Origin of the sequence: Kitasatospora sp. NPDC091207 (genome assembly GCF_044768625.1) — a bacterium.
Lineage (GTDB): Bacteria > Actinomycetota > Actinomycetes > Streptomycetales > Streptomycetaceae > Kitasatospora.
In genome coordinates, this window is record NZ_JBIVVS010000002.1 from 324,560 (window position 1) to 344,485 (window position 19,926).

Sequence of the window (19,926 nt, forward strand, 5' to 3'; positions counted from 1 at the left end):
CCGGCCGTCGGCCGCAGTCTGCCATCTGACACGGACAAACAACAGTCCGTCAGCGGTCGCGTTCCAGGCGTAGCAGCCCGGGCACCGCGGCCAGGCTCAGGACCAGCAGGAACAGCCAGGGCCAGCCGGCGCCCCGGCCGAGCAGCAGGGTGAGCAGGGCGGGAGCGACGGCCTGGCCGATGTTCCAGGAGAGTTGGTGGACGGCGAGTAGCGGCCGCGCAGCCCGGGGTCGGCGAGCGAGACGCTGAGCTCCTCCCGGAACGGGGTGGCCATCGTCTCGGCGATGTTGTAGAGGAACATCGCGGCGTAGAGCCCGGCGAGGACGGCCCAGCCGGGGGCGGCGGCCAGCAGGGCGAAGGCGCCGAAGGCGAGGGCGTTGAGGAGCGAGGCGGCGGCGAGCACCCTGGTCGGCCGGAACCGCTCCAGCCGCCCGGCCACGACGTTCCCGGTGAGGACGACCTGGACGCCGTTGAGCACCAGCAGCGAGCCGGCCTCCCAGGCCTGGCGGTGCAGGCCCTCGGTGAGGTACACGGCGAGCAGCATGCTGAGGATCATCGAGCCGAAGACGAAGGTGAGGTTGACGGCGACCAGCAGCAGGTACCGGCGGTCGCGCAGCACCACCCGGTAGCCGCCCGGCTCCACCGCCCCGGCCTCCGGGGCCGCCTCCACCGGCGCGGGCGCGGGCACGGGCCGCCAGGCGGCCAGCAGGGCGGTCGCGAGGACGTAGCCGGCCGCGTTGAGCGCCACCAGCAGCCGCAGGCCCCCGGTACCGCCGCCGGCCACCAGGAGGGCGCCCAGCGCCCCGCCCAGGCCCAGCCCGGCGTTGCGCAGCGTCTGCACCAGCGCGAACCAGCGGGTGCGCTCCCCCTCGGCGGAGGCGAGCACCACCAGGCCGGTGCTGGAGGTCCAGTACGCGACGTGGCCGATCTGGGCGAGCAGGCAGACCAGCACGATCTGCCAGAGCTGCTGGGCGAGCAGGTAGCCGCCGACCTCCTGCTGCGCGGCTGAGGCCGGGCCGGGACAACGAAAAGCGGCACCTGCCCTCAACTTGGTCGGGGAGAGGGCAGGCGCCGTGGGACCGCGTTTGGCCCGGCGACACTGGCGGGAGGAGCGGCTCATACTCCCGGCGATGCGGTGCCGGGCGCTCTGGGGGTGGACGGAATCCGTCGGCGGGGGTGGCCGCGACCGGTCCGGCCGTGCGTCAGACCACCAGCGGGCGGTCCGTCGGACGGATCGGGGCGGGCAGCGGAGTCTTGCCGCCCAGGTACTTGTCCACCGCGGCGGCGGCCGAACGGCCCTCCGCGATGGCCCAGACGATCAGCGACTGGCCACGACCGGCGTCACCGCAGACGTAGACGCCATCGACATTGGTGGCGAACTTCCCGTCCCGGGCCACATTACCCCGAGCGTCGAGCTCGACGCCAAGCTGCTCGACCAGGCCGTTCTTCACGTCCGTGCCGGTGAAGCCCATCGCGAGGGTGACCAGCTGGGCCGGGATCGCCCGCTCGGTGCCGGGCACCGGCTCGAAGCGGCCGTCCTTGAACTCGACCTCGACCAGGTGCAGCTCCTGGACGTTGCCGTTCTCGTCGCCGGTGAAGTGGGTGGTGTTGACCGCGTAGATCCGGTCGCCGCCCTCCTCGTGGGCCGAGGTGACCTTGTAGGTCATCGGCATGGTCGGCCAGGGCTGGTGGCCGGGGCGCTCGTCGCTCGGCCGCGGCATGATCTCCAGCTGGGTGACCGAGGCCGCCCCCTGGCGCAGCGCGGTGCCGAGGCAGTCCGCGCCGGTGTCGCCGCCGCCGATCACGATGACGTGCTTGCCCTTGGCGCTGATCGGGGAGTCGACGAAGTCGCCCTCCTGCACCTTGTTGGCCAGCGGCAGGTACTCCATCGCCTGGTGGATGCCCTTGAGCTCCCGCCCGGGCACCGGCAGGTCGCGGGCGGTGGTCGCGCCGGCGGCCACGACCACCGCGTCGAAGCGCTCGCGCAGCTGCTGGCCGGTGATGTCCTCGCCGACGTGCACACCGGTGCGGAACCGGGTGCCCTCCGCGCGCATCTGCTCGATGCGGCGGTTGATGTGGCGCTTCTCCATCTTGAACTCGGGGATGCCGTAGCGCAGCAGGCCGCCGACGCGGTCGGCGCGCTCGTACACCACCACGGTGTGCCCGGCCCGGGTGAGCTGCTGGGCGACGGCCAGGCCGGCCGGGCCGGAGCCGACCACGGCGACCGTCTTGCCGGACAGCCGCTCGGGGATCTGCGGCGTGACGCCGCCGCGGTCCCAGGCCTTGTCGATGATGGTGACCTCGACGTTCTTGATGGTCACCGCGTCCTGGTTGATGCCCAGCACGCACGCGGACTCGCACGGAGCCGGGCAGAGCCGCCCGGTGAACTCCGGGAAGTTGTTGGTCGCGTGCAGCCGCTCGATCGCGCCGGTGAAGTCGTCCCGGTAGGCCAGGTCGTTCCACTCGGGGATGAGGTTCCCGAGCGGGCAGCCGTTGTGGCAGAACGGGATGCCGCAGTCCATGCAGCGGCCGGCCTGCTTGGTGATGACCGGCAGGAGGCTGCGTTCGACGTAGACCTCGTTCCAGTCCCGCAGACGGACGTCCACGGGCCGGCGCTCGGCCAGCTGCTTGCCGGTGGTCAGGAAGCCCTTGGGGTCAGCCACGTGCCGCCTCCATCATCTTGCGAGTGGTCTCGGACTCGGAGAGTCCATCGCGCTCAGCGGCGTCCTTGGCGGCGAGCACAGCCTTGTAGTCGGTCGGCATGATCGTGGAGAAGCGGGAGACCCCGCTGCCCCAGTCCGCCAGGAGCTCGGCGGCGACGGTGGAGCCGGTCTCCTCGTAGTGCTGCTGCACGGTGTCGCGCAGCCAGTCGCGGTCGGCGGCGCTCGGGGCCTCGATGCCCACCATGCCGTCGTTGACGTTCGCGGGACGCAGGTCCAGCACGTAGGCGACGCCGCCGGACATGCCGGCCGCGAGGTTGCGCCCGGTCTCGCCGAGGATGACGACCCTACCGCCGGTCATGTACTCCAGGCCGTGGTCGCCCACGCCCTCGACCACCAGGGTGGCACCGGAGTTGCGGACGGCGAAGCGCTCGCCGGCCTTGCCGCGCAGGTGCACGCGGCCGCTGGTGGCGCCGTAGCCGATGGTGTTGCCGGCGATCACGTGGCTCTGCGCGTCGGCACCGATCGCGGCGGCCTCGCGCGCCGGGCGCACGATGACCACACCACCGGAGAGGCCCTTGCCGACGTAGTCGTTGGCGTCGCCCTCCAGGCGCAGCGTGACGCCCTTCGGGACGAAGGCGCCGAACGACTGCCCGGCCGAGCCGGTGAAGGTGACGTCGATGGTCCCCTCCGGCAGGCCCTCGCCGCGGTAGCGCTTGGTCACCTCGTGGCCGAGCATGGTGCCGACCGTGCGGTTGACGTTGCGGATCGGCAGCTGGATGCGGACGGCGTCGCCGCGCTCCAGGGCGTCCTGGGCGAGGTCGATCAGCTGGTTGTCCAGGGCCTTGTCGAGCGCGTGGTCCTGCGTGGTGGTGCGGTGCAGGGCCGCGCCCTCGGGCAGCTCGGGCACGTGGAACAGCGGCGCCAGGTCGAGCCCGGCGGCCTTCCAGTGCTGGATCGCGGCCTGGGCGTTGATGTGCTCGGCGTGGCCGACGGCCTCCTCGATCGAGCGGAAGCCCAGCTCGGCCAGGATCTCGCGGACCTCTTCGGCGATGAACTCGAAGAAGTTGACGACGAACTCGGGCTTGCCGGAGAAGCGCTCGCGCAGCACCGGGTTCTGGGTGGCGACGCCGACCGGGCAGGTGTCCAGGTGGCAGACGCGCATCATGATGCAGCCGGAGACGACCAGCGGGGCGGTGGCGAAGCCGAACTCCTCGGCGCCCAGCAGCGCGGCGATGACCACGTCGCGGCCGGTCTTCAGCTGGCCGTCGGTCTGCACCACGATGCGGTCGCGCAGACCGTTGAGCAGCAGGGTCTGCTGGGTCTCGGCGAGGCCGAGCTCCCAGGGACCGCCCGCGTGCTTGAGCGAGGTGAGCGGCGAGGCGCCGGTGCCGCCGTCGTGGCCGGAGACCAGCACGACGTCCGCGTGCGCCTTGGAGACGCCGGCCGCGACCGTACCGACACCGACCTCGGAGACCAGCTTCACGTGGATGCGGGCCGCCGGGTTGGCGTTCTTGAGGTCGTGGATCAGCTGGGCGAGGTCCTCGATGGAGTAGATGTCGTGGTGCGGCGGCGGCGAGATCAGACCGACACCCGGGGTGGAGTGCCGGGTCTTGGCGACCCACGGGTAGACCTTGTGGCCGGGCAGCTGGCCGCCCTCGCCGGGCTTGGCGCCCTGGGCCATCTTGATCTGGATGTCGTCCGCGTTGACCAGGTACTCGGAGGTGACGCCGAACCGGCCGGAGGCGACCTGCTTGATCGCCGAACGGCGCTCCGGGTCGTGGAGGCGGTCCGGGTCCTCGCCGCCCTCACCGGTGTTGGACTTGCCGCCGAGGCGGTTCATCGCGATGGCCAGGGTCTCGTGCGCCTCGCGGGAGATCGAGCCGTACGACATGGCGCCGGTGGAGAAGCGCTTGACGATCTCGGAGACCGGCTCGACCTCGTCGACGGAGAGCGGCGTGCGGCCGAGACCGTCCAGCTGGAACAGGCCGCGCAGCGTCATCAGGCGCTCGGACTGCTCGTTCACCCGGTCCGTGTACTGCTTGAAGATGTCGTACCGGCGGTTGCGGGTGGAGTGCTGCAGCCGGAAGACGGTGTCCGGGTCGAACAGGTGCGGCTCGCCCTCGCGGCGCCACTGGTACTCGCCGCCGATCTCCAGCGCGCGGTGCGCGGCGGGGATGCCGGAGGCGGGGTAGGCCTTGGCGTGGCGGGCGGCCACCTCCTTGGCGACCTCGTCCAGGCCGATGCCGCCGAGCTTGGTGGTGGTGCCCGCGAAGTAGGCGCCGACCAGCTCCTGGGAGAGGCCGATCGCCTCGAAGACCTGCGCGCCGCGGTAGGAGGCGACGGTGGAGATGCCCATCTTGGACATGACCTTGAGCACGCCCTTGCCGAGCGCCTTGATCAGGTTCTTGATGGCCTTGTCGGCCTCGACGCCCTCGATGAAGACGCCCTGGGCGACGAGGTCCTCGACGGACTCCATGGCCAGGTACGGGTTGACCGCGCCGGCGCCGTAGCCGACCAGCAGCGCGACGTGGTGCACCTCGCGGACGTCGCCGGCCTCGACCAGCAGCGACACCTGGGTGCGCTGCTTGGTGCGGATCAGGTGGTGGTGGATCGCGGAGGTGAGCAGCAGCGAGGGGATCGGGGCGTGCTCGGCGTCCGAGTGCCGGTCGGAGAGCACGACGATCCGGGCGCCGTCGGCGATCGCGGCGTCGGCCTCGGCGGCGATCTCGGCCAGGCGCGCGGCCAGCCCCTCGCCGCCGGTGGCGACCTTGTAGAGGCCGGACAGCGTGACGGCCTTGAGGCCGGGCTGGTCCCCGTCGTGGTTGATGTGGACGAGCTTGGCCAGCTCGTCGTTGTCGATCACCGGGAAGGTGATGCCGACCGAGCGGCAGGAGGCGGCCTCGGCGGCCAGCAGGTTGCCCTCGGGGCCGAGGTTGCTCAGCAGCGAGGTGACGAGCTCCTCGCGGATGGCGTCCAGCGGCGGGTTGGTGACCTGGGCGAACAGCTGCACGAAGTAGTCGAACAGCAGGCGCGGCTTCTCGGAGAGCGCGGCGATCGGGCTGTCGGTGCCCATCGAGCCGAGCGCCTCACCACCGGTCCGGGCCATCGGCGCGAGGATGACCCGCAGCTCCTCCTCGGTGTAGCCGAAGGTCTGCTGGCGGCGCGTCACCGACGCGTGGGTGTGCGCGATGTGCTCGCGCTCGGGCAGCTTGGCGAGCTGGATCTGGCCGCCGGCCACCCACTCCGCGTAGGGGTGCTCGGACGCCAGCGCGGACTTGATCTCCTCGTCCTCGACGATGCGGTGCTCCGCGGTGTCGATGAGGAACATCTTGCCGGGCTGCAGGCGGCCCTTGCGGGCGATCTTCTCCTGGTCGATGTCGAGCACGCCGACCTCGGAGGAGAGGACGACCAGACCGTCCTCGGTGATCCAGTAGCGGGCCGGGCGCAGGCCGTTGCGGTCCAGCACGGCGCCGATCTGGACACCGTCGGTGAAGGTGACGCAGGCCGGGCCGTCCCAGGGCTCCATCAGGTTGGAGTGGTACTGGTAGAACGCGCGGCGGGCCGGGTCCATGGTGGCGTGGTTCTCCCACGCCTCCGGGATCATCATCAGCACCGAGTGCGGCAGCGAGCGGCCGCCGAGGTGGAGCAGCTCCAGGACCTCGTCGAAGGAGGCCGAGTCGGAGTGGTCCGGGGTGCAGACCGGGAAGATCCGGTCGAGCCCCTGCCCGTTCCGGTTGACCGGGATGAGGTCGGTGGCGAGCTGGGACTCGCGGGCGGTCATCCAGTTCCGGTTGCCCTTGACCGTGTTGATCTCGCCGTTGTGCGCGACGAAGCGGTACGGGTGGGCGAGCGGCCAGCTCGGGAAGGTGTTGGTGGAGAAGCGCGAGTGGACCAGGCCGAGCGCGGAGGTGTAGAGCCGGTCCGACAGGTCGGGGAAGAAGGGCTCCAACTGGCCGGTGGTCAGCATGCCCTTGTAGACGATGGTGCGCGCGGAGAGCGACGGGAAGTAGACACCGGCCTCGCGCTCGGAGCGCTTGCGGACGACGAAGGCGATCCGGTCCAGCGCGATGCCGCTGGTCCCGGCCTGCGCGAGGAAGACCTGCCGGAAGCGCGGCATCACGCCGCGGGCGGTGGCGCCGAGCAGGTCAGGGGTGACCGGGACGTCGCGCCAGCCGAGAACGGTCAGGTTCTCCTCGGCGGCGATGGCCTCGATCCGCGCGACGGCGGCGTCGGACGCCGCGTCCTCGTCGGGCAGGAAGGCGATGCCGACGGCGTAGGAGCCGGCGGCCGGCAGCTCGAAGGAGACCTTGGCGCGCAGGAAGGCGTCCGGGATCTGGGTCAGGATGCCCGCGCCGTCACCGGAGTCCGGTTCGGCGCCGGTGGCACCCCGGTGCTCCAGGTTGCGCAGGACCGTCAGCGCCTGCTCGACGATCTTGTGGTCGGCGATGCCGGTCAGCGTGGCGACGAAGCCGACGCCACAGGCGTCGTGCTCGTTCCGCGGGTCGTACAGGCCCTGAGCAGCAGGTCGCGCATCCGGAACGAGCGCGTACGGCGGGCGGGCTGCGCCGGCCTGGGGCTCGTTTGCGGAGTGCATGGATGCAGACAGCATCGGCTCTCCCGTCGTCGTCTTGAGCAATGAGCTTCGTGCAATAGGGACGACGTTGGCCCTCTGCGATTTCGTGCAGGTTACATGATGCCGGAGATCCCGAGAAGTGGAACATCTCGTCCACATGGCGGACATGACCCCAGGTCAGGGGCTATTACCGGCGAGTATGGCGAGCGAAAGGAGTCGGCTTCCCGACTGCGCGCTCCCTCAAGTGTGCCCGTGCCCCGGGGAGCCGAAACGGGACCGAAATCCCCCGTCGACAAGATCGCCCCGGGCGCGCCTGCGATTCGATCCTCCGGGGCCGGTCGGACCGGTGAATCCTCGGACCGGCAGGCCCGCGGCCGATACTAGGACGACCGGGCTTCCGGGCCCATGTGCGGAACGTCACGCAGTGCACAGCATAACCATGCAGCCGACTGTAGCAATCGACGAATCCCCCGCCCCGGCCGTCCCGAGCCGCCGCACCGGCCCCCGCGGGCCCGGTGGGCCCACCGTGTCAGCCGACCTGCCCGCCGATCAGCACGCCCAGCAGGTACGTCACCGCGGCCGCCGCCCCGCCCAGCACCAGCTGCCGCAGCCCGCTGTACCACCAGCTCCGCGCCGTCACCCGGGCAACCACCGCGCCGCAGAGGAAGAGCCCGCCCATCGAGAGCAGCAGCGCCGGCAGCAGCGAGGTCGCGCCCAGCAGGTACGGCAGCAGCGGCAGCAGCGCGCCGACGGCGAAGCAGACGAACGAGGAACCGGCCGCGACCCACGGCGAAGGCAGGTCGTTGGGGTCCACACCCAGTTCCTCCCGCGCGTGGACCTCCAGCGTCCGGTCCGGATCGGCGGAGAGCTGCCGGGCCACCTCGTAGGCCAGCGCCGGGTCGACCCCGCGCGAGGTGTACAGCTGGGCCAGCTCGGCCAGCTCGCCCTGCGGGTTGCGGCGCAGCTCCAGCCGCTCGGCCTCGATCTCCGCCTGCACCAGCTCGCGCTGGGAGGCCACCGAGGTGTACTCCCCCGCCGCCATCGAGCAGGCGCCGGCCGCCAGACCGGCCAGGCCGGTGAGCACCACCGTGCTGCTGGAGACCGCGCCGCCGACCACGCCGGTCATCAGCGCGACATTGGAGACCAGCCCGTCCATCGCGCCGAACACCGCCGGCCGCAGCCAGCCGCCGTTCACATCACGGTGGTGCCCGGCGGCGGGCACACGGGGGTGCTGTCCGGCCTCGGGTTCAAGGGTGGTCACGCTCACGGTCTGGGGCCTCCGTCCGATGGTCCGACGACCCGAACATATCCCTCCTGACCTGCGGACTTCCAGCAAAGTAAGGCTTCCCGAACACGCCACCGGCCGCCCTCCGGGAAAGCCCGGGGAGCGGCCGGTGGCCACGGAAACCGCTGGTCAGGTGAGGTTCTTGGCGTCCTTGTCGGCGCTTTCGGAGGCGGCCTCGGCCGGTTCGGCCGCCGCCTTCTCGTCCGAGGGGCGAGACGGCGCGGGGCTCCCGTCCGAGGAGTCCGCGGCGGTGGCGGCCTCCGAGGTCCCGGCGGTGCCGGCCTTGGCCTCGGCCTCGGCGGTGGCGGTCGGGTCGATGCTCGCCGGGTCCTCCCGGCCGGGGTGCCGCTTCCCGACGATCACGAAGGCCGCGACGGCGCCGAGGAACACCGCGATCGCCACCCAGTCGTTGAGCCGCAGCCCGAAGAAGGTGTGCGCCTCGTCGATCCGCAGCCACTCGGTCCAGAACCGGCCGACCGTGTACGCGGCCACGTAGAGCGCGAAGGCCCGGCCGTGGCCGAGGGTGAACCGGCGGTCCGCCCAGATCACCAGCGCCGCGACGCCCACGCACCAGAGCGACTCGTAGAGGAAGGTCGGGTGGTAGATCCCGGTGACGACCTGACCGTTCGGCAGCGTCTTGTCGATCTCCAGGCCCCACGGCAGCGTGGTCTCCCGGCCGTACAGCTCCTGGTTGAACCAGTTGCCCCAGCGGCCGAGCGCCTGGGCCAGCGCGATGCCCGGCGCGATCGCGTCGGCGTACGCGGGCAGCGGCACCCCCCGACGGCGGGCGCCGATCCAGGCGCCGACCGCGCCGAGCGCGATGGCGCCCCAGATCCCGAGGCCGCCCTCCCAGATCTTGAAGGCGTTCCAGGGGTTCTTCCCCTCGCCGAAGTAGAGCTGGTTGTCGGTGATCACGTGGTAGAGCCGGCCGCCGACCAGGCCGAACGGCACGGCCCAGACGGCGATGTCACCGACGGTGTGCTTGCCACCGCCCCGGGCGACCCAGCGCTTGCTGCCGAGCCAGACGGCGACGACGACACCGAGGATGATGCAGAAGGCGTAGGCGCGCAGCGGGATCGGTCCGAGATCGATGACGCCCCGCGACGGGCTGGGAATGTAGGCGATATCCATGGCAGCTCCGACGCTACAGGGTCGGCGGCCCGCCCCGGGCACCCCGTGGGTCACAGATCCCGAACAACAGGGCGGGCACCCGGCTGCCGACCGCGCCGCCACCCGCTCCGGACGGGGAGGGGCGGCGGCGCGGTCGGCCGGTACCGGCCTCAGCCGGCCTTCGGTGACGGGTTGTTGCTCTCCGGGGCGGTGCCGCTGGGCGCCGGGGACTGCCCGTGCGAGCCCGGCGTCCCCAGCTTCTTGCCCTGATTGGCGGCGTCCACCCACTTGACCAGGTTCTCCGGGGTGATCTCCTCGGCGCCGTTCTTCGGGTAGATCGGCTGGCCGTTGAGCAGCACCGTCGGCGTCGACTTGTAGCTGGACTTGTCGAAGTCCTGCTGCACCGCCGACACCCAGCCGCCGAAGGTGTTGTCGTTGACGCAGGCCTCGAAGGCGGGCGTGTCCAGGCCGTCGACCTGCTTGGCCAGGTTGATCAGGGTGGCCTTGTCGCCGAAGGCGTCGCTGGTCTCGTCCGGCTGGTTGCGGTAGAGCACGTCGTGGTAGTCCCGGAAGTGCCCGGCCTCCTGGGCGCAGCCCAGCGCGTTGGCCCCGTACTTGGACCCCTTGCCGGGCACGGCCCGGTCGATGAACGAGACGATGTGGTAGTTGGTGTAGATCTTGCCCGCGTCTTCCAACTGGTCGATGGTCGAGGTGAACTCACGCTCGAAGGTGCCGCAGGCGGGGCAGCGCGGGTCCTCGTAGACGGTGAGCACGGAGGGGGCGTCGGCCGCGCCGACCGGGACGACCAGGTTCTTGTCGCCGATCGTGCCGGCCGGCGCGGCGGTCGGGGTCTCCGGCTTGGAGCGCTCGTTCTGCACCACGACGCCGGTGACCACGGCGGCGGCGATCACCGCCAGCACCACCCCGCCGATCACCAGCTTCTTCCTGCGCCGGCCGCGGGCCTCGTCGGCCGCCCGCTCCGCCTGCATCCGCTCGCGGGCGGTGCGCTTGCCTTCTCGGTTCTTCTCGCTCATTGCCTTGACATCCACCATCGGGAAAAGGGGTGTGGGGGTGGGTGGTGGCGGCGCTCAGGCCGCCAGCCAGCCGTCCACCGAGAACTTGGTGCGGGGGCGCCAGATCAGCCAGCCGGCCAGGAGCAGGAACCCGGTGTCGCGCAGGATCTCCTGCAGGTACTCGGTCTGCGAGGCGTCGACCGTCCCGCCGCCGCCGAAGCAGCCGCAGTCGATCGAGATGCCGCGCGCCCAGGCCGAGGCGATCCCGGCGATGAAGCCGAGCAGCAGCAGCGCCGAGACGCCCGCGACCAGCCGGACACCGAGACCGATCAGCAGCAGCAGCGCGAGCGCCAGCTCCAGGAAGGGCAGGGCGTAGCCGACCGGTTTGACCAGCGATTCGGGCAGGATCTCGTAGGCGCGCACGGCCTGGGCCGCCTCGGCCGGGTCCGCGATCTTGGCCAGTCCGGCCCATCCCCAGACCACCGCCAGGCCCAGCCGGGCGGCGGTGCCGATCCATTGCGTCCAGGCCGGCCACGGGCGCCGGGCCACCGGCCCGGTCTCGCTGAGGTGCGCTGCCGGGCCGGTCATCGGGAAACCCCCCTCGGGAAACACGTTCACTTCCTGATGAACCGTAAGGGAGGAGGGGCGGTTCCTCCATATTCAGGAATTAAGCCGTATGGGTGACACCTGATGACGGTCTGCCCGAATATGTTCTAATGCCCGTTCGGATCGCAGCCCGGCGGACGCCCCGGGTCGTAGAGGTCCGGCCGGCCGTCGTGCGCCGAGCGCGTCGCCCGCACCACCGCGTCCACCCGGGCCGCCTCGGCACAGACGTACGCGTCCCGCTCGGCCCGCTCCGCGCCCCGCCTGGCCAGCGCCTGGCCGACCGCGGTGTCCGCCCCGACGGCCGCGGTCAGGGCCAGCACCGCGGCCGCCGCCCGCAGCAGGACGGCTCGCTGCAGACCCGGCACCGGCGGACCCCTTTCCGTTCGCTTCACGCCCCCGTACACGTGGTGCGTGCACTCGTCCCTCCACTCAACGCCGGTCAACCCCCCCTGATGCGTCGGGGCCGCACTGTTCACCCGTTCGGGTCCGGTCCGGGAACGCCGACGGCCCGCCGCCCCCGGGGAGGGGGCGGCGGGCCGTCACGAGCGGGTGCCTACCGGCGGCGGACCCCCTGGGCCAGCTCGCCGGCCAGGGCGCGGACGGCCGCCAGCGCGGCCGGCTCGTCCCCGTCGGCGTCCAGGATCCGCTGGACGAAGGCCGAGCCGACGATCACACCGTCCGCGAAGGCGGCCACCTCGGCGGCCTGGGCCGCGGTCGAGACGCCGAGGCCGACGCAGACCGGCAGCTCGGTGGTGGCCCTGGTCCGGGCGACCAGGTCCTCGGCGAGGTTGCCGACCCGGGCCCGGGTCCCGGTCACCCCCATCACCGCCGCCGCGTAGACGAAGCCGGAGCCCGCCGCGGTGACCTCGGCCAGGCGCTTGTCCTGGCTGCTCGGAGCGACCACGAACACGGTGTCGAGGCCGTGCTCGGCCGCCGCCTTGCGCCACTCCCCGGACTCCTCGACCGGCAGGTCCGGCAGGATGCAGCCGGCCCCGCCGGCGGCGGCCAGGTCGGCGGCGAAGCGCGCGGTGCCGTAGCGGTCGACCGGGTTCCAGTAGGTCATGACCAGCACCGCCGCCCCGGGGTGCGCGGTGGCCACCTCCTGGACGGTGCGCAGCACGTCCTTGATCTTCACGCCGGCCCGCAGCGCGATGTCGTCGGCGGTCTGGATGGTCGGGCCGTCCAGGACCGGGTCGGAGTGCGGCAGGCCGACCTCGACGATGTCGCAGCCGCCCTCGATCAGCGCGTTGACGGCGCGCACGCCGCCGTCCACGGTCGGGAAGCCGGCCGGCAGGTAGCCGATCAGCGCGGCGCGGTTCTCCGCCTTGGCCGCGGCCAGGACGTCACTGAGCTTCGAAGCCATGGTCACTTACCCCCGTTGCCGGCGCCGTCGCCCGCGTTGTCGGCAGCCTCGTGGTCGGCGGCCTTCTGGTCGGCGGCCGCGTTGCCGCCGGCCTCGTCGTACAGGCCGAAGTACTCGGCCGCGGTGTGCATGTCCTTGTCGCCGCGCCCGGAGAGCGAGACCAGGATGGTGGCCTCCGGCCCGAGCTCGCGGCCCAGCTCCAGCGCGCCGGCCAGCGCGTGGGCGCTCTCGATGGCCGGGATGATGCCCTCGGTGCGGGAGAGCAGCCGCAGGGCCTGCATGGCGGCGTCGTCGGTGACGGGGCGGTACTCGGCCCGGCCGGTGTCCTTCAGCCAGGCGTGCTCCGGGCCGACGCCCGGGTAGTCCAGACCGGCCGAGATGGAGTGCGACTCGATGGTCTGGCCGTCCTCGTCCTGCAGGACGTAGGTGCGCGAGCCGTGCAGCACGCCCGGGTCGCCCTTGGTGAGGGTGGCGGCGTGCTTCGGGGTCTCGGCGCCCTCGCCGGCCGCCTCGCAGCCGATCAGGCGCACCCCGGCGTCCGGGATGAACTCGTGGAAGATGCCCATCGCGTTGGAACCGCCGCCGACGCAGGCGACCACGGCGTCCGGCAGCCGGCCGGTCCGCTCCAGCACCTGCTCGCGGGCCTCGACGCCGATGACCCGGTGGAAGTCGCGGACCATCATCGGGAACGGGTGCGGCCCGGCCACGGTGCCGAACAGGTAGTGGGTGGAGTCCACGTTGGCGACCCAGTCGCGGAACGCCTCGTTGATGGCGTCCTTGAGGGTGCGGCTGCCGGAGGTGACGGCCACCACCTCGGCGCCGAGCATCCGCATCCGGGCGACGTTCAGCGCCTGGCGCCGGGTGTCGACCTCGCCCATGTAGATGGTGCAGTCGAAGCCGAACAGCGCGCAGGCGGTGGCGGTGGCCACGCCGTGCTGGCCGGCGCCGGTCTCGGCGATGATCCGGGTCTTGCCCATCCGGCGGGTCAGCAGCGCCTGGCCCAGCACATTGTTGATCTTGTGCGAGCCGGTGTGGTTCAGGTCCTCGCGCTTGAGCAGGACGCGCGCGCCGCCCGCCTCGGCGGAGAAGCGGTGCACATCGGTCAGCGGGCTGGGGCGGCCGGTGTAGTCCTTGAGCAGCCCGTCCAGCTCGGCCGCGAAGGCCGGGTCGGCCTTGGCCTTCTCGTACTCCTCGGCGACCTGCTCGACGGCGGCGACGAGCGCCTCCGGAATGAAGCGGCCCCCGTAGGCACCGAAGTAACCGCGGGCGTCCGGCACCTCGGCGCCGGGCAGGTAGTCCTTCTCGGACATGGTGGAGATCCTTCTCGCAGATGACGGCAGTGACGTCGGAACGGCTGGTTCAGCCGTGCGTCCCGCGCCATCGGCGACCCGGCACCTGCCCGGGCTCGCAGCCGATCACGTAGCGCACCCGCCTGCCCAGCACCCGGCGCGCGGGCGCGCGGCAGCCGCGCGGGCGGCAGCCGGGAGCGAGACGGGAGGCGAGTTTCATGGCGGCGGGGTCAGTCCTTGTGCCGGAGGGCGGGGTGGGCACCGGCCGCGACCAGGTCGGCCACGGTGGCGCGCGGGTCCCGGCCGGTCACCAGGGTCTCGCCGACCAGCACCGCGTCGGCGCCGAGGTTGGCGTAGGAGATCACGTCCAGCGGGCCGCGCACGCCGGACTCGGCGATCTTGACGATGCCGTCCGGGATCGCGTGGACCACGTTGCCGAAGGTGTTGCGGTCCACCTCAAGGGTCTTGAGGTTGCGGGCGTTGACACCGATGATCTTCGCACCGGCGTCCACCGCGCGGGCGATCTCCTCCTCGTCGTGCACCTCGACCAGCGGGGTGAGGCCGATCGACTCGGCGCGCTCGATCAGCGACACCAGGGCCGGCTGGTCGAGGGCGGCGACGATCAGCAGCGCGAGGTCGGCGCCGTGCGCGCGGGCCTCCCAGAGCTGGTAGGCGGTGACGATGAAGTCCTTGCGCAGCAGCGGGGTGTCCACCGCGGCGCGAACGGCGTCCAGGTCCGCGAGCGAGCCGCCGAAGCGGCGCTGCTCGGTCAGCACGCTGATCGCGGCGGCACCGCCGGCCGCGTAGTCGGCCGCCAGGGCGGCCGGGTCGGCGATCGCGGCCAGTGCGCCCTTGGACGGGCTGGAGCGCTTGACCTCGCAGATCACCCGCACACCGTCGCCCTTGAGCGCGGCGACGCCGTCCTTGGCGTCCGGGGCCTTGGCGGCGAGCTCCTTGAGCTCGTCCAGCGAGACCCGGGCCTGCCGCTCGGCGAGGTCCTCGCGGACCCCTTCGATGATCGTGTCGAGCACACTCACGCGAGCGCCCCCATCAGTTCTGCTAGTTCTGCTAGCGAGGAGCCGGACGGCCAATGGGCCCGCCGGCCCTTCGATGGTATCGGCACCGGGGAGCGCGGGGCGCATCCACCCGGCGCGCGTCTCGGGGTGCGGACGCCCCCACCCCGCCTCCCAACTGCGGCTTCACGGCGCCCACACGGCGCCGGGGCTCAGATCAGGGGCGGCGCCAGGCCCGCTCCGACCGGCAGATTGCGCACCACCGTGAACACCAGGAGCAACAGGCCGACCAGCACCCAGCGGCGGGCACCGAGCGCGATCCGGGGCGCCGCGCCGCCGGTCACCGCGGCCCACACCCAGCGCACCCAGAGCACGGCCAGCACCGCGAAGAGCAGCACCGCGGGCGCGTTGTCGTGCAGGGCGCCGCTGAGGTCGCCGTGGGCGAGGGCGTGCACGCAGCGCAACCCGCCGCACCCCGGGCACCACCAGCCGGTGGCGGTCAGGAACGGGCAGGCCGGGTAGTGGCCCGGGGCGTTCGGGTCCACCACCGCGAGGTACACGGTGGGGACGGTCACCGCGGCCAGGGCGGCCAGCGGCGGACCGAGCCGGCGCAGCACGGGCGGCCGGGCGGAGGCGAGGGGGGCGGCGTTCACGCCCCCGATTCTGCCGGTCCGGCGCGTCCCGTGGGCGAAACGAAACGACCCCGTCGAACGGACCGGACCGCCGGGAACGCGGAACGGCGGGCATGGCGCCCGCCGTTCGGCCGTACCAGGGGTGCGTCAGGCGGTGACGGCGGCGGCCGCGGCGACGCGCTCCTCGCGGGTCTCGACGTGCGGGCTGGGCTGCTTGCCCATGCCGGCCATCGACATGGCCTTGCCGACCACGCCGCCGATCACGACGACCGCCAGGCCGCCCCAGACCACCGGCACCGACGGGAGGATCATCGCCACGCCCGCGATCGCGAAGCCGACGAAGGAGATGGTCACGCCGGTCCAGGCGGCGGGGTTGTGGCCGTGTGCTGCTGCCGACATCTGCGGTGCTCCTTGGTTCTCCGGGGCCCTGCCGGGCCTGCGGGGCCCCTGGCGGGTTGACGTGTTCCATTGTGCCGGGCCACACACCGCCACCCCAAAGGGGGTGCTCGTCTATCGGGTCACACCGACGCGGCGGCCAGCACCGGCCGCGCGGTCGGTCCCGGTCAGACCGCGGTCGGGTCCTCACCCCGGTCCAGCGCCTTCCAGAGGTCCGCCGGGCTCTCCGCGGCCTTCACCGGCGCCTTCCGGGTCGGCGCGTCGTAGCGGCTTCCCATCGCCGGCCAGCTCCGCCCGTACCGGACGACCAGCAGCCCGGCCAGGGCCAGCAGCAGCCCGCCGGCCAGGGCCACCCAGGGCCAGCCGGTGTGGCCGACCTCCGTGGCGGTGGTGCCGGAGAGCGCCAGCTTGCGGGCCGCCTCGCTGTCCAGCGCGGCGCTGTCTCCCGCCCCGGCGGCCGCGGTCACGGCCGCCCCGAGGCCGGCCAGCAGGGTGAGCACACCGACCGCGATCCGTCCGGCGCCGCGCACCGCGAACACCGCCAGGGCCGCCGCCATCGCCACCAGGGCCAGCCCGCCGGGCAGTTCGGAGATCCGGCTGCCGGTGACGGACACCTCCAGCGTCCCGGCGGCCGAGCCGGCCACCCGGCCGTCGGCCCAGACCCGGCCGACGGCGGTGAGCACCAGCACCGCGCCCAGCAGGGTCAACAGCAGCATCAGGCCGAGCGTCCGCCGCCCGGCCTTCGCGGGGGCGGCGGAAACGGCTTCGGCACGGGACTGGCTAGGAACGCTCACCCGTCCACTATCCCCCGGCCGCCGCCCGGCTCCGCACCCGGGGTCGGCGACTCGACCGGGAAGTCGTCGGTCCGCAGCACCAGGGTCCGCCCCGCCAGCGGCAGGAAGAGATCGTTGCCGAACGGCACCCGCTCCGCCTCCCGGTAGGTGCCGCCCGGCTGCGGCGCGCTGTACACCGTGCAGGCCGCCGCCACCGGGTCCACCAGCACGTACAGCGGGATCCCGCACTCCGCGTAGAAGCGGTGCTTGCGGACGAAGTCGTCGTCCTGCTGGAACCGCGGGACGGCCTCCAGCACCGCCTCCAGGTCGCGCCACCCGAACCGGCCCCGGTCACCGGGGCGCGCGCCGGGGGCGACCAGGGCCACGTCCGGCGCGTAGCCGTACCGCGCGGACGGGAAGTCCACGACGGCCCGCGCGAGCACCGTGCCGCGCCCGGCCGACTGTTCCCCGGCCTGCGCGGCGACGGCCCGGGCAATCGCCTCCGACGCGGCCGTGCGCGGCGTCATGGTGACCTTCCCGGCGGTGATCTCCACCCGGTGGCCGGGCGGCAGCCGCACCCCCGCCAGGACGTCCCAGGCCGACCCGGTGAACTGCTGCCCGTCCGGCATCGTGGCCTCCCGGTCCCTAGAGCGTCGGCGTGCGCAGGGTGTTGGCGGTGGCCACGGCCCGCAGGACGGCGGCGGCCTTGTTGCGGCACTCGGTGTCCTCGCCGTGCGGGTCCGAGTCGGCGACCACGCCCGCACCCGCCTGGACGTAGGCGGTGCCGTCGCGCAGCACGGCGGTGCGGATGGCGATCGCGGTGTCGGAGTCCCCGGCGAAGTCCAGGTACCCGACGCAGCCGCCGTACAGACCCCGGCGGGTGGGCTCCAGCTCCTCGATGATGCGCATCGCGCGCGGCTTCGGCGCGCCGGAGAGCGTCCCGGCCGGGAAGCAGGCGGTCAGCACGTCGAAGGCCGTCCGGCCGGGCGCCACCTTGCCGGTGACCGTCGACACGATGTGCATGACGTGGCTGTACCGCTCGATCTGCATGAAGTCGACCACCTCGACGCTGCCCGGCTCGCAGACCCGCCCGAGGTCGTTGCGGCCCAGGTCCACCAGCATCAGGTGCTCGGCCCGCTCCTTCGGGTCGGCGAGCAGCTCGGCGGCCAGCTCGGCGTCCTCGTGCGGGGTGGCGCCGCGGTGCCGGGTGCCGGCGATCGGGTGCAGCATCGCCTCGCCCTCGGTGACCTTGACCAGGGCCTCGGGGCTGGAGCCGACCACGTCGAAGCCGCCCTCGGCGGCGCCGTCCGGGCCGGGGAAGCGGAACAGGTACATGTACGGGCTGGGGTTGGTGGTGCGCAGCACCCGGTAAACGTCCAGCGCGGAGGCCGGGCAGGGTGCCTCGAACCGCTGCGAGGGCACCACCTGGAAGGCCTCGCCGGCCCGGATCCGCTCCTTGATCTCCTCCACGACCGCCCGGTACGGCTCCCCGCCGAAGGGCGAGCGGACCTCCCCGGGACCGGACGGGGTGAAGGTGGCGAGCCCCGGGTCGACCGGCTTGAGCAGGTCGGCCTCCATCGTGTCGAGGCGGGCCACCGCGTCCGCGTAGGCCTCGTCGACGCCGCTGGCCAGGTCGTTGTGGTTGACCGCGTTGGCGATCAGCAGCACCGTGCCGTCGGCGTGGTCGAGCACCGCGAGGTCGGTGGCGAGCAGCATGGTGAGCTCGGGCAGCCGCAGGTCGTCCGGGTTGAGGTCGGGCAGCTTCTCCAGCCGGCGGACGACGTCGTAGCCGAGGTAGCCGACCAGGCCGCCGGTCAGCGGGGGCAGGCCGTCGTCGGTGCGGCGCGGGGTGTGCAGCGCCTCCAGAGCGGCGCGCAGCACCTGGAGCGGGTCGCCGCCGGTGGGGATGCCGACCGGCGGGGCGCCGAGCCAGTGGGCGTTGCCGTCGGCGTCGGCGGTCAGGGTGGCGGCGCTGCGCACGCCCACGAAGGAGTAGCGGGACCAGCTGCGACCCTGCTCGGCGGACTCCAGCAGGAAGGTGCCGGTGCGCTCGCCGGCGAGGCTGCGGTAGAGGCCGATCGGGGTGAGGCCGTCCGCGAGGAGCCTGCGGGTGACCGGGATGACCCGGGTGTCGACGGCAAGCTTGCGGAAGGCTGCGAGGTCCATGGCGGGCGGCACCTTCTGGTCGTGGTGAGCTGGGGAGGTCAGGCGAGCGGGAGCACGTCGGCGTCGAAGCAGGTGCGGTCGCCGGTGTGGCAGGCGGCGCCGCTCTGGTCGACCCTGACCAGCAGGGTGTCGCCGTCGCAGTCCAGCGCGACCGAGACGACCCGCTGGACGTGGCCCGAGGTGTCGCCCTTGACCCAGTACTCCTGGCGGCTGCGGCTCCAGTAGGTGCAGCGGCCGGTGGTGAGGGTGCGGTGCAGCGCCTCGTCGTCCATCCAGCCCAGCATCAGCACCTCGCCGGTGTCGTACTGCTGCGCGATGGCCGGGAGCAGACCGTCGGCGGTGCGCTTGAGCCGGGCGGCGATCCCGGGAGCCAGGGCGGTCGAGCCGGGGACGGCGGGTGTGGTGGACATGGGGCCATTGTGTCAGTCCGGCCCGGCCCGCCGGGCCGCCGTCCGGATCGCGGCCCGGCCCCCGGGGCGGCCGCGTCCGGGGGCGCGCCGGCCGGCACCGGCGGCGGGCGGGCGGCTCACGGCCGCTCGCAGCCCTCCGGCCAGATCCGGTGGACGAACAGTCCGGCCCGCCGGGCCAGTTCGGCGACCCGGGCCGGCTCGCTGCCGGGCTCGCCGTCCCAGACCGCGATCACCTCGTCGACCATGCCGACCAGGGCGCGCGCGGTGTCGTCACCGGGACCGCCGTGCTCGACGGCGGCGAGCCGGTGGATGGCGTTGGCCTCGTTCATCAGCCGCAGCCGGGTGCCCCGGTGCAGGTCGTCGGCGCGGCCCACCAGCGGTGCCCCGGCGGGGACGATCACCTCCAGCTTGCCGCCGTGGTCCAGCACGGAACGGGCGAACCAGCTCTCCGGGCCCTCGTCGGCGCAGGTGACGCCGACCAGTTCGTAGGCGCCGTAGGTGGTGATCAGCTTCCAGAGGTCCCCGCGGACCAGCATCTCGGTGATGCCCCCCGACAGGCCCCGGTGACCGGTGATTCCGACGCGCATCCGCAACTCCTGGGATCGTGTCGTGCCGGGGCGAGCCTAGCCGACCCC

The 19,926-nt window shown here is 72.9% G+C and carries 19 protein-coding genes; all 19 read right to left on the minus strand.

Going from position 1 to position 19,926, the window contains the following annotated elements; translation table 11 throughout:
- Positions 1-96 precede the first annotated feature (96 nt).
- A complete protein-coding gene (locus ACIQTO_RS06120) occupies positions 97-1,047 on the minus strand; it encodes an MFS transporter (RefSeq protein ID WP_402383496.1) in 951 nt (316 codons plus the stop codon).
- Positions 1,048-1,201: 154 nt separating this feature from the next.
- Positions 1,202-2,662, minus strand: coding sequence for a glutamate synthase subunit beta (locus tag ACIQTO_RS06125; protein ID WP_402383499.1), 1,461 nt, complete (start codon positions 2,660-2,662; stop codon positions 1,202-1,204).
- Positions 2,655-7,256 (minus strand): glutamate synthase large subunit, encoded by a 4,602-nt coding sequence (gene gltB, locus ACIQTO_RS06130; RefSeq protein ID WP_402383502.1) that lies wholly within the window; start codon positions 7,254-7,256, stop codon positions 2,655-2,657. Before gltB ends, ACIQTO_RS06125 begins: the two co-directional genes overlap by 8 nt.
- A gap of 508 nt (positions 7,257-7,764) precedes the next feature.
- A complete protein-coding gene (locus tag ACIQTO_RS06135; protein ID WP_402383504.1) occupies positions 7,765-8,496 on the minus strand; it encodes a VIT1/CCC1 transporter family protein in 732 nt (243 codons plus the stop codon).
- Between the two features lie 153 nt (positions 8,497-8,649).
- Positions 8,650-9,651, minus strand: a complete 1,002-nt coding sequence (gene lgt / locus ACIQTO_RS06140) for a prolipoprotein diacylglyceryl transferase (protein WP_402383506.1) — start codon at positions 9,649-9,651, stop codon at positions 8,650-8,652.
- Between the two features lie 149 nt (positions 9,652-9,800).
- Positions 9,801-10,664 (minus strand): DsbA family protein, encoded by an 864-nt coding sequence (locus ACIQTO_RS06145; protein WP_402383509.1) that lies wholly within the window; start codon positions 10,662-10,664, stop codon positions 9,801-9,803.
- Between the two features lie 54 nt (positions 10,665-10,718).
- Complete coding sequence (locus ACIQTO_RS06150) at positions 10,719-11,231, minus strand: MauE/DoxX family redox-associated membrane protein (RefSeq protein ID WP_402383511.1); 513 nt, start codon at positions 11,229-11,231, stop codon at positions 10,719-10,721.
- A gap of 125 nt (positions 11,232-11,356) precedes the next feature.
- Positions 11,357-11,614, minus strand: coding sequence for a hypothetical protein (locus tag ACIQTO_RS06155; RefSeq protein ID WP_402383514.1), 258 nt, complete (start codon positions 11,612-11,614; stop codon positions 11,357-11,359).
- A 188-nt stretch (positions 11,615-11,802) separates the two neighbouring features.
- On the minus strand, positions 11,803-12,612 hold the full coding sequence (gene trpA / locus ACIQTO_RS06160; protein ID WP_380573599.1) for a tryptophan synthase subunit alpha: 810 nt from the start codon (positions 12,610-12,612) through the stop codon (positions 11,803-11,805).
- Positions 12,613-12,614: 2 nt separating this feature from the next.
- On the minus strand, positions 12,615-13,922 hold the full coding sequence (trpB, locus tag ACIQTO_RS06165) for a tryptophan synthase subunit beta (protein ID WP_402383518.1): 1,308 nt from the start codon (positions 13,920-13,922) through the stop codon (positions 12,615-12,617).
- Positions 13,923-13,971: 49 nt separating this feature from the next.
- A complete protein-coding gene (trpM, locus tag ACIQTO_RS06170; protein ID WP_380573601.1) occupies positions 13,972-14,121 on the minus strand; it encodes a tryptophan biosynthesis modulator TrpM in 150 nt (49 codons plus the stop codon).
- 10 nt (positions 14,122-14,131) lie between these two features.
- Positions 14,132-14,938 (minus strand): indole-3-glycerol phosphate synthase TrpC, encoded by an 807-nt coding sequence (gene trpC, locus ACIQTO_RS06175; RefSeq protein ID WP_402383521.1) that lies wholly within the window; start codon positions 14,936-14,938, stop codon positions 14,132-14,134.
- 188 nt (positions 14,939-15,126) lie between these two features.
- Entirely contained in the window at positions 15,127-15,567 is a 441-nt protein-coding gene (locus ACIQTO_RS06180; protein WP_402383524.1) for a DUF2752 domain-containing protein, read from the minus strand.
- 126 nt (positions 15,568-15,693) lie between these two features.
- Positions 15,694-15,945: an HGxxPAAW family protein gene (locus ACIQTO_RS06185; protein WP_402383527.1), complete on the minus strand. Its 252-nt coding sequence runs from the start codon at positions 15,943-15,945 to the stop codon at positions 15,694-15,696.
- Between the two features lie 164 nt (positions 15,946-16,109).
- A complete protein-coding gene (locus tag ACIQTO_RS06190; RefSeq protein WP_402383529.1) occupies positions 16,110-16,736 on the minus strand; it encodes a TIGR02234 family membrane protein in 627 nt (208 codons plus the stop codon).
- Entirely contained in the window at positions 16,733-17,344 is a 612-nt protein-coding gene (locus tag ACIQTO_RS06195) for a Uma2 family endonuclease (RefSeq protein WP_402383532.1), read from the minus strand. The genes ACIQTO_RS06190 and ACIQTO_RS06195 overlap by 4 nt, the downstream gene beginning before the upstream one ends.
- A 16-nt stretch (positions 17,345-17,360) precedes the next feature.
- Complete coding sequence (locus ACIQTO_RS06200) at positions 17,361-18,881, minus strand: anthranilate synthase component I (protein WP_402383535.1); 1,521 nt, start codon at positions 18,879-18,881, stop codon at positions 17,361-17,363.
- 38 nt (positions 18,882-18,919) lie between these two features.
- Positions 18,920-19,291 carry a phosphoribosyl-AMP cyclohydrolase gene (hisI, locus tag ACIQTO_RS06205; RefSeq protein ID WP_402383537.1) on the minus strand — a complete coding sequence of 124 codons (372 nt, stop codon included), beginning with the start codon at positions 19,289-19,291 and terminating at the stop codon, positions 18,920-18,922.
- A 116-nt stretch (positions 19,292-19,407) separates the two neighbouring features.
- Positions 19,408-19,878, minus strand: coding sequence for a hypothetical protein (locus ACIQTO_RS06210; RefSeq protein WP_402383540.1), 471 nt, complete (start codon positions 19,876-19,878; stop codon positions 19,408-19,410).
- Positions 19,879-19,926: the final 48 nt, after the last annotated feature.

Bases quoted from the DNA above. Each gene is read 5' to 3' on its own strand.
- gltB (WP_402383502.1), bottom strand. From the start codon at position 7,256: ATGCACTCCGCAAACGAGCCCCAGGCCGGCGCAGCCCGCCCGCCGTAC.
- lgt (WP_402383506.1), bottom strand. From the start codon at position 9,651: ATGGATATCGCCTACATTCCCAGCCCGTCGCGGGGCGTCATCGATCTC.
- ACIQTO_RS06145 (WP_402383509.1), bottom strand. From the start codon at position 10,664: ATGAGCGAGAAGAACCGAGAAGGCAAGCGCACCGCCCGCGAGCGGATG.
- ACIQTO_RS06150 (WP_402383511.1), bottom strand. From the start codon at position 11,231: ATGACCGGCCCGGCAGCGCACCTCAGCGAGACCGGGCCGGTGGCCCGG.
- trpA (WP_380573599.1), bottom strand. From the start codon at position 12,612: ATGGCTTCGAAGCTCAGTGACGTCCTGGCCGCGGCCAAGGCGGAGAAC.
- trpB (WP_402383518.1), bottom strand. From the start codon at position 13,922: ATGTCCGAGAAGGACTACCTGCCCGGCGCCGAGGTGCCGGACGCCCGC.
- trpM (WP_380573601.1), bottom strand. From the start codon at position 14,121: ATGAAACTCGCCTCCCGTCTCGCTCCCGGCTGCCGCCCGCGCGGCTGC.
- ACIQTO_RS06185 (WP_402383527.1), bottom strand. From the start codon at position 15,945: ATGTCGGCAGCAGCACACGGCCACAACCCCGCCGCCTGGACCGGCGTG.
- ACIQTO_RS06195 (WP_402383532.1), bottom strand. From the start codon at position 17,344: ATGCCGGACGGGCAGCAGTTCACCGGGTCGGCCTGGGACGTCCTGGCG.
- ACIQTO_RS06200 (WP_402383535.1), bottom strand. From the start codon at position 18,881: ATGGACCTCGCAGCCTTCCGCAAGCTTGCCGTCGACACCCGGGTCATC.
- hisI (WP_402383537.1), bottom strand. From the start codon at position 19,291: ATGTCCACCACACCCGCCGTCCCCGGCTCGACCGCCCTGGCTCCCGGG.
- ACIQTO_RS06210 (WP_402383540.1), bottom strand. From the start codon at position 19,878: ATGCGCGTCGGAATCACCGGTCACCGGGGCCTGTCGGGGGGCATCACC.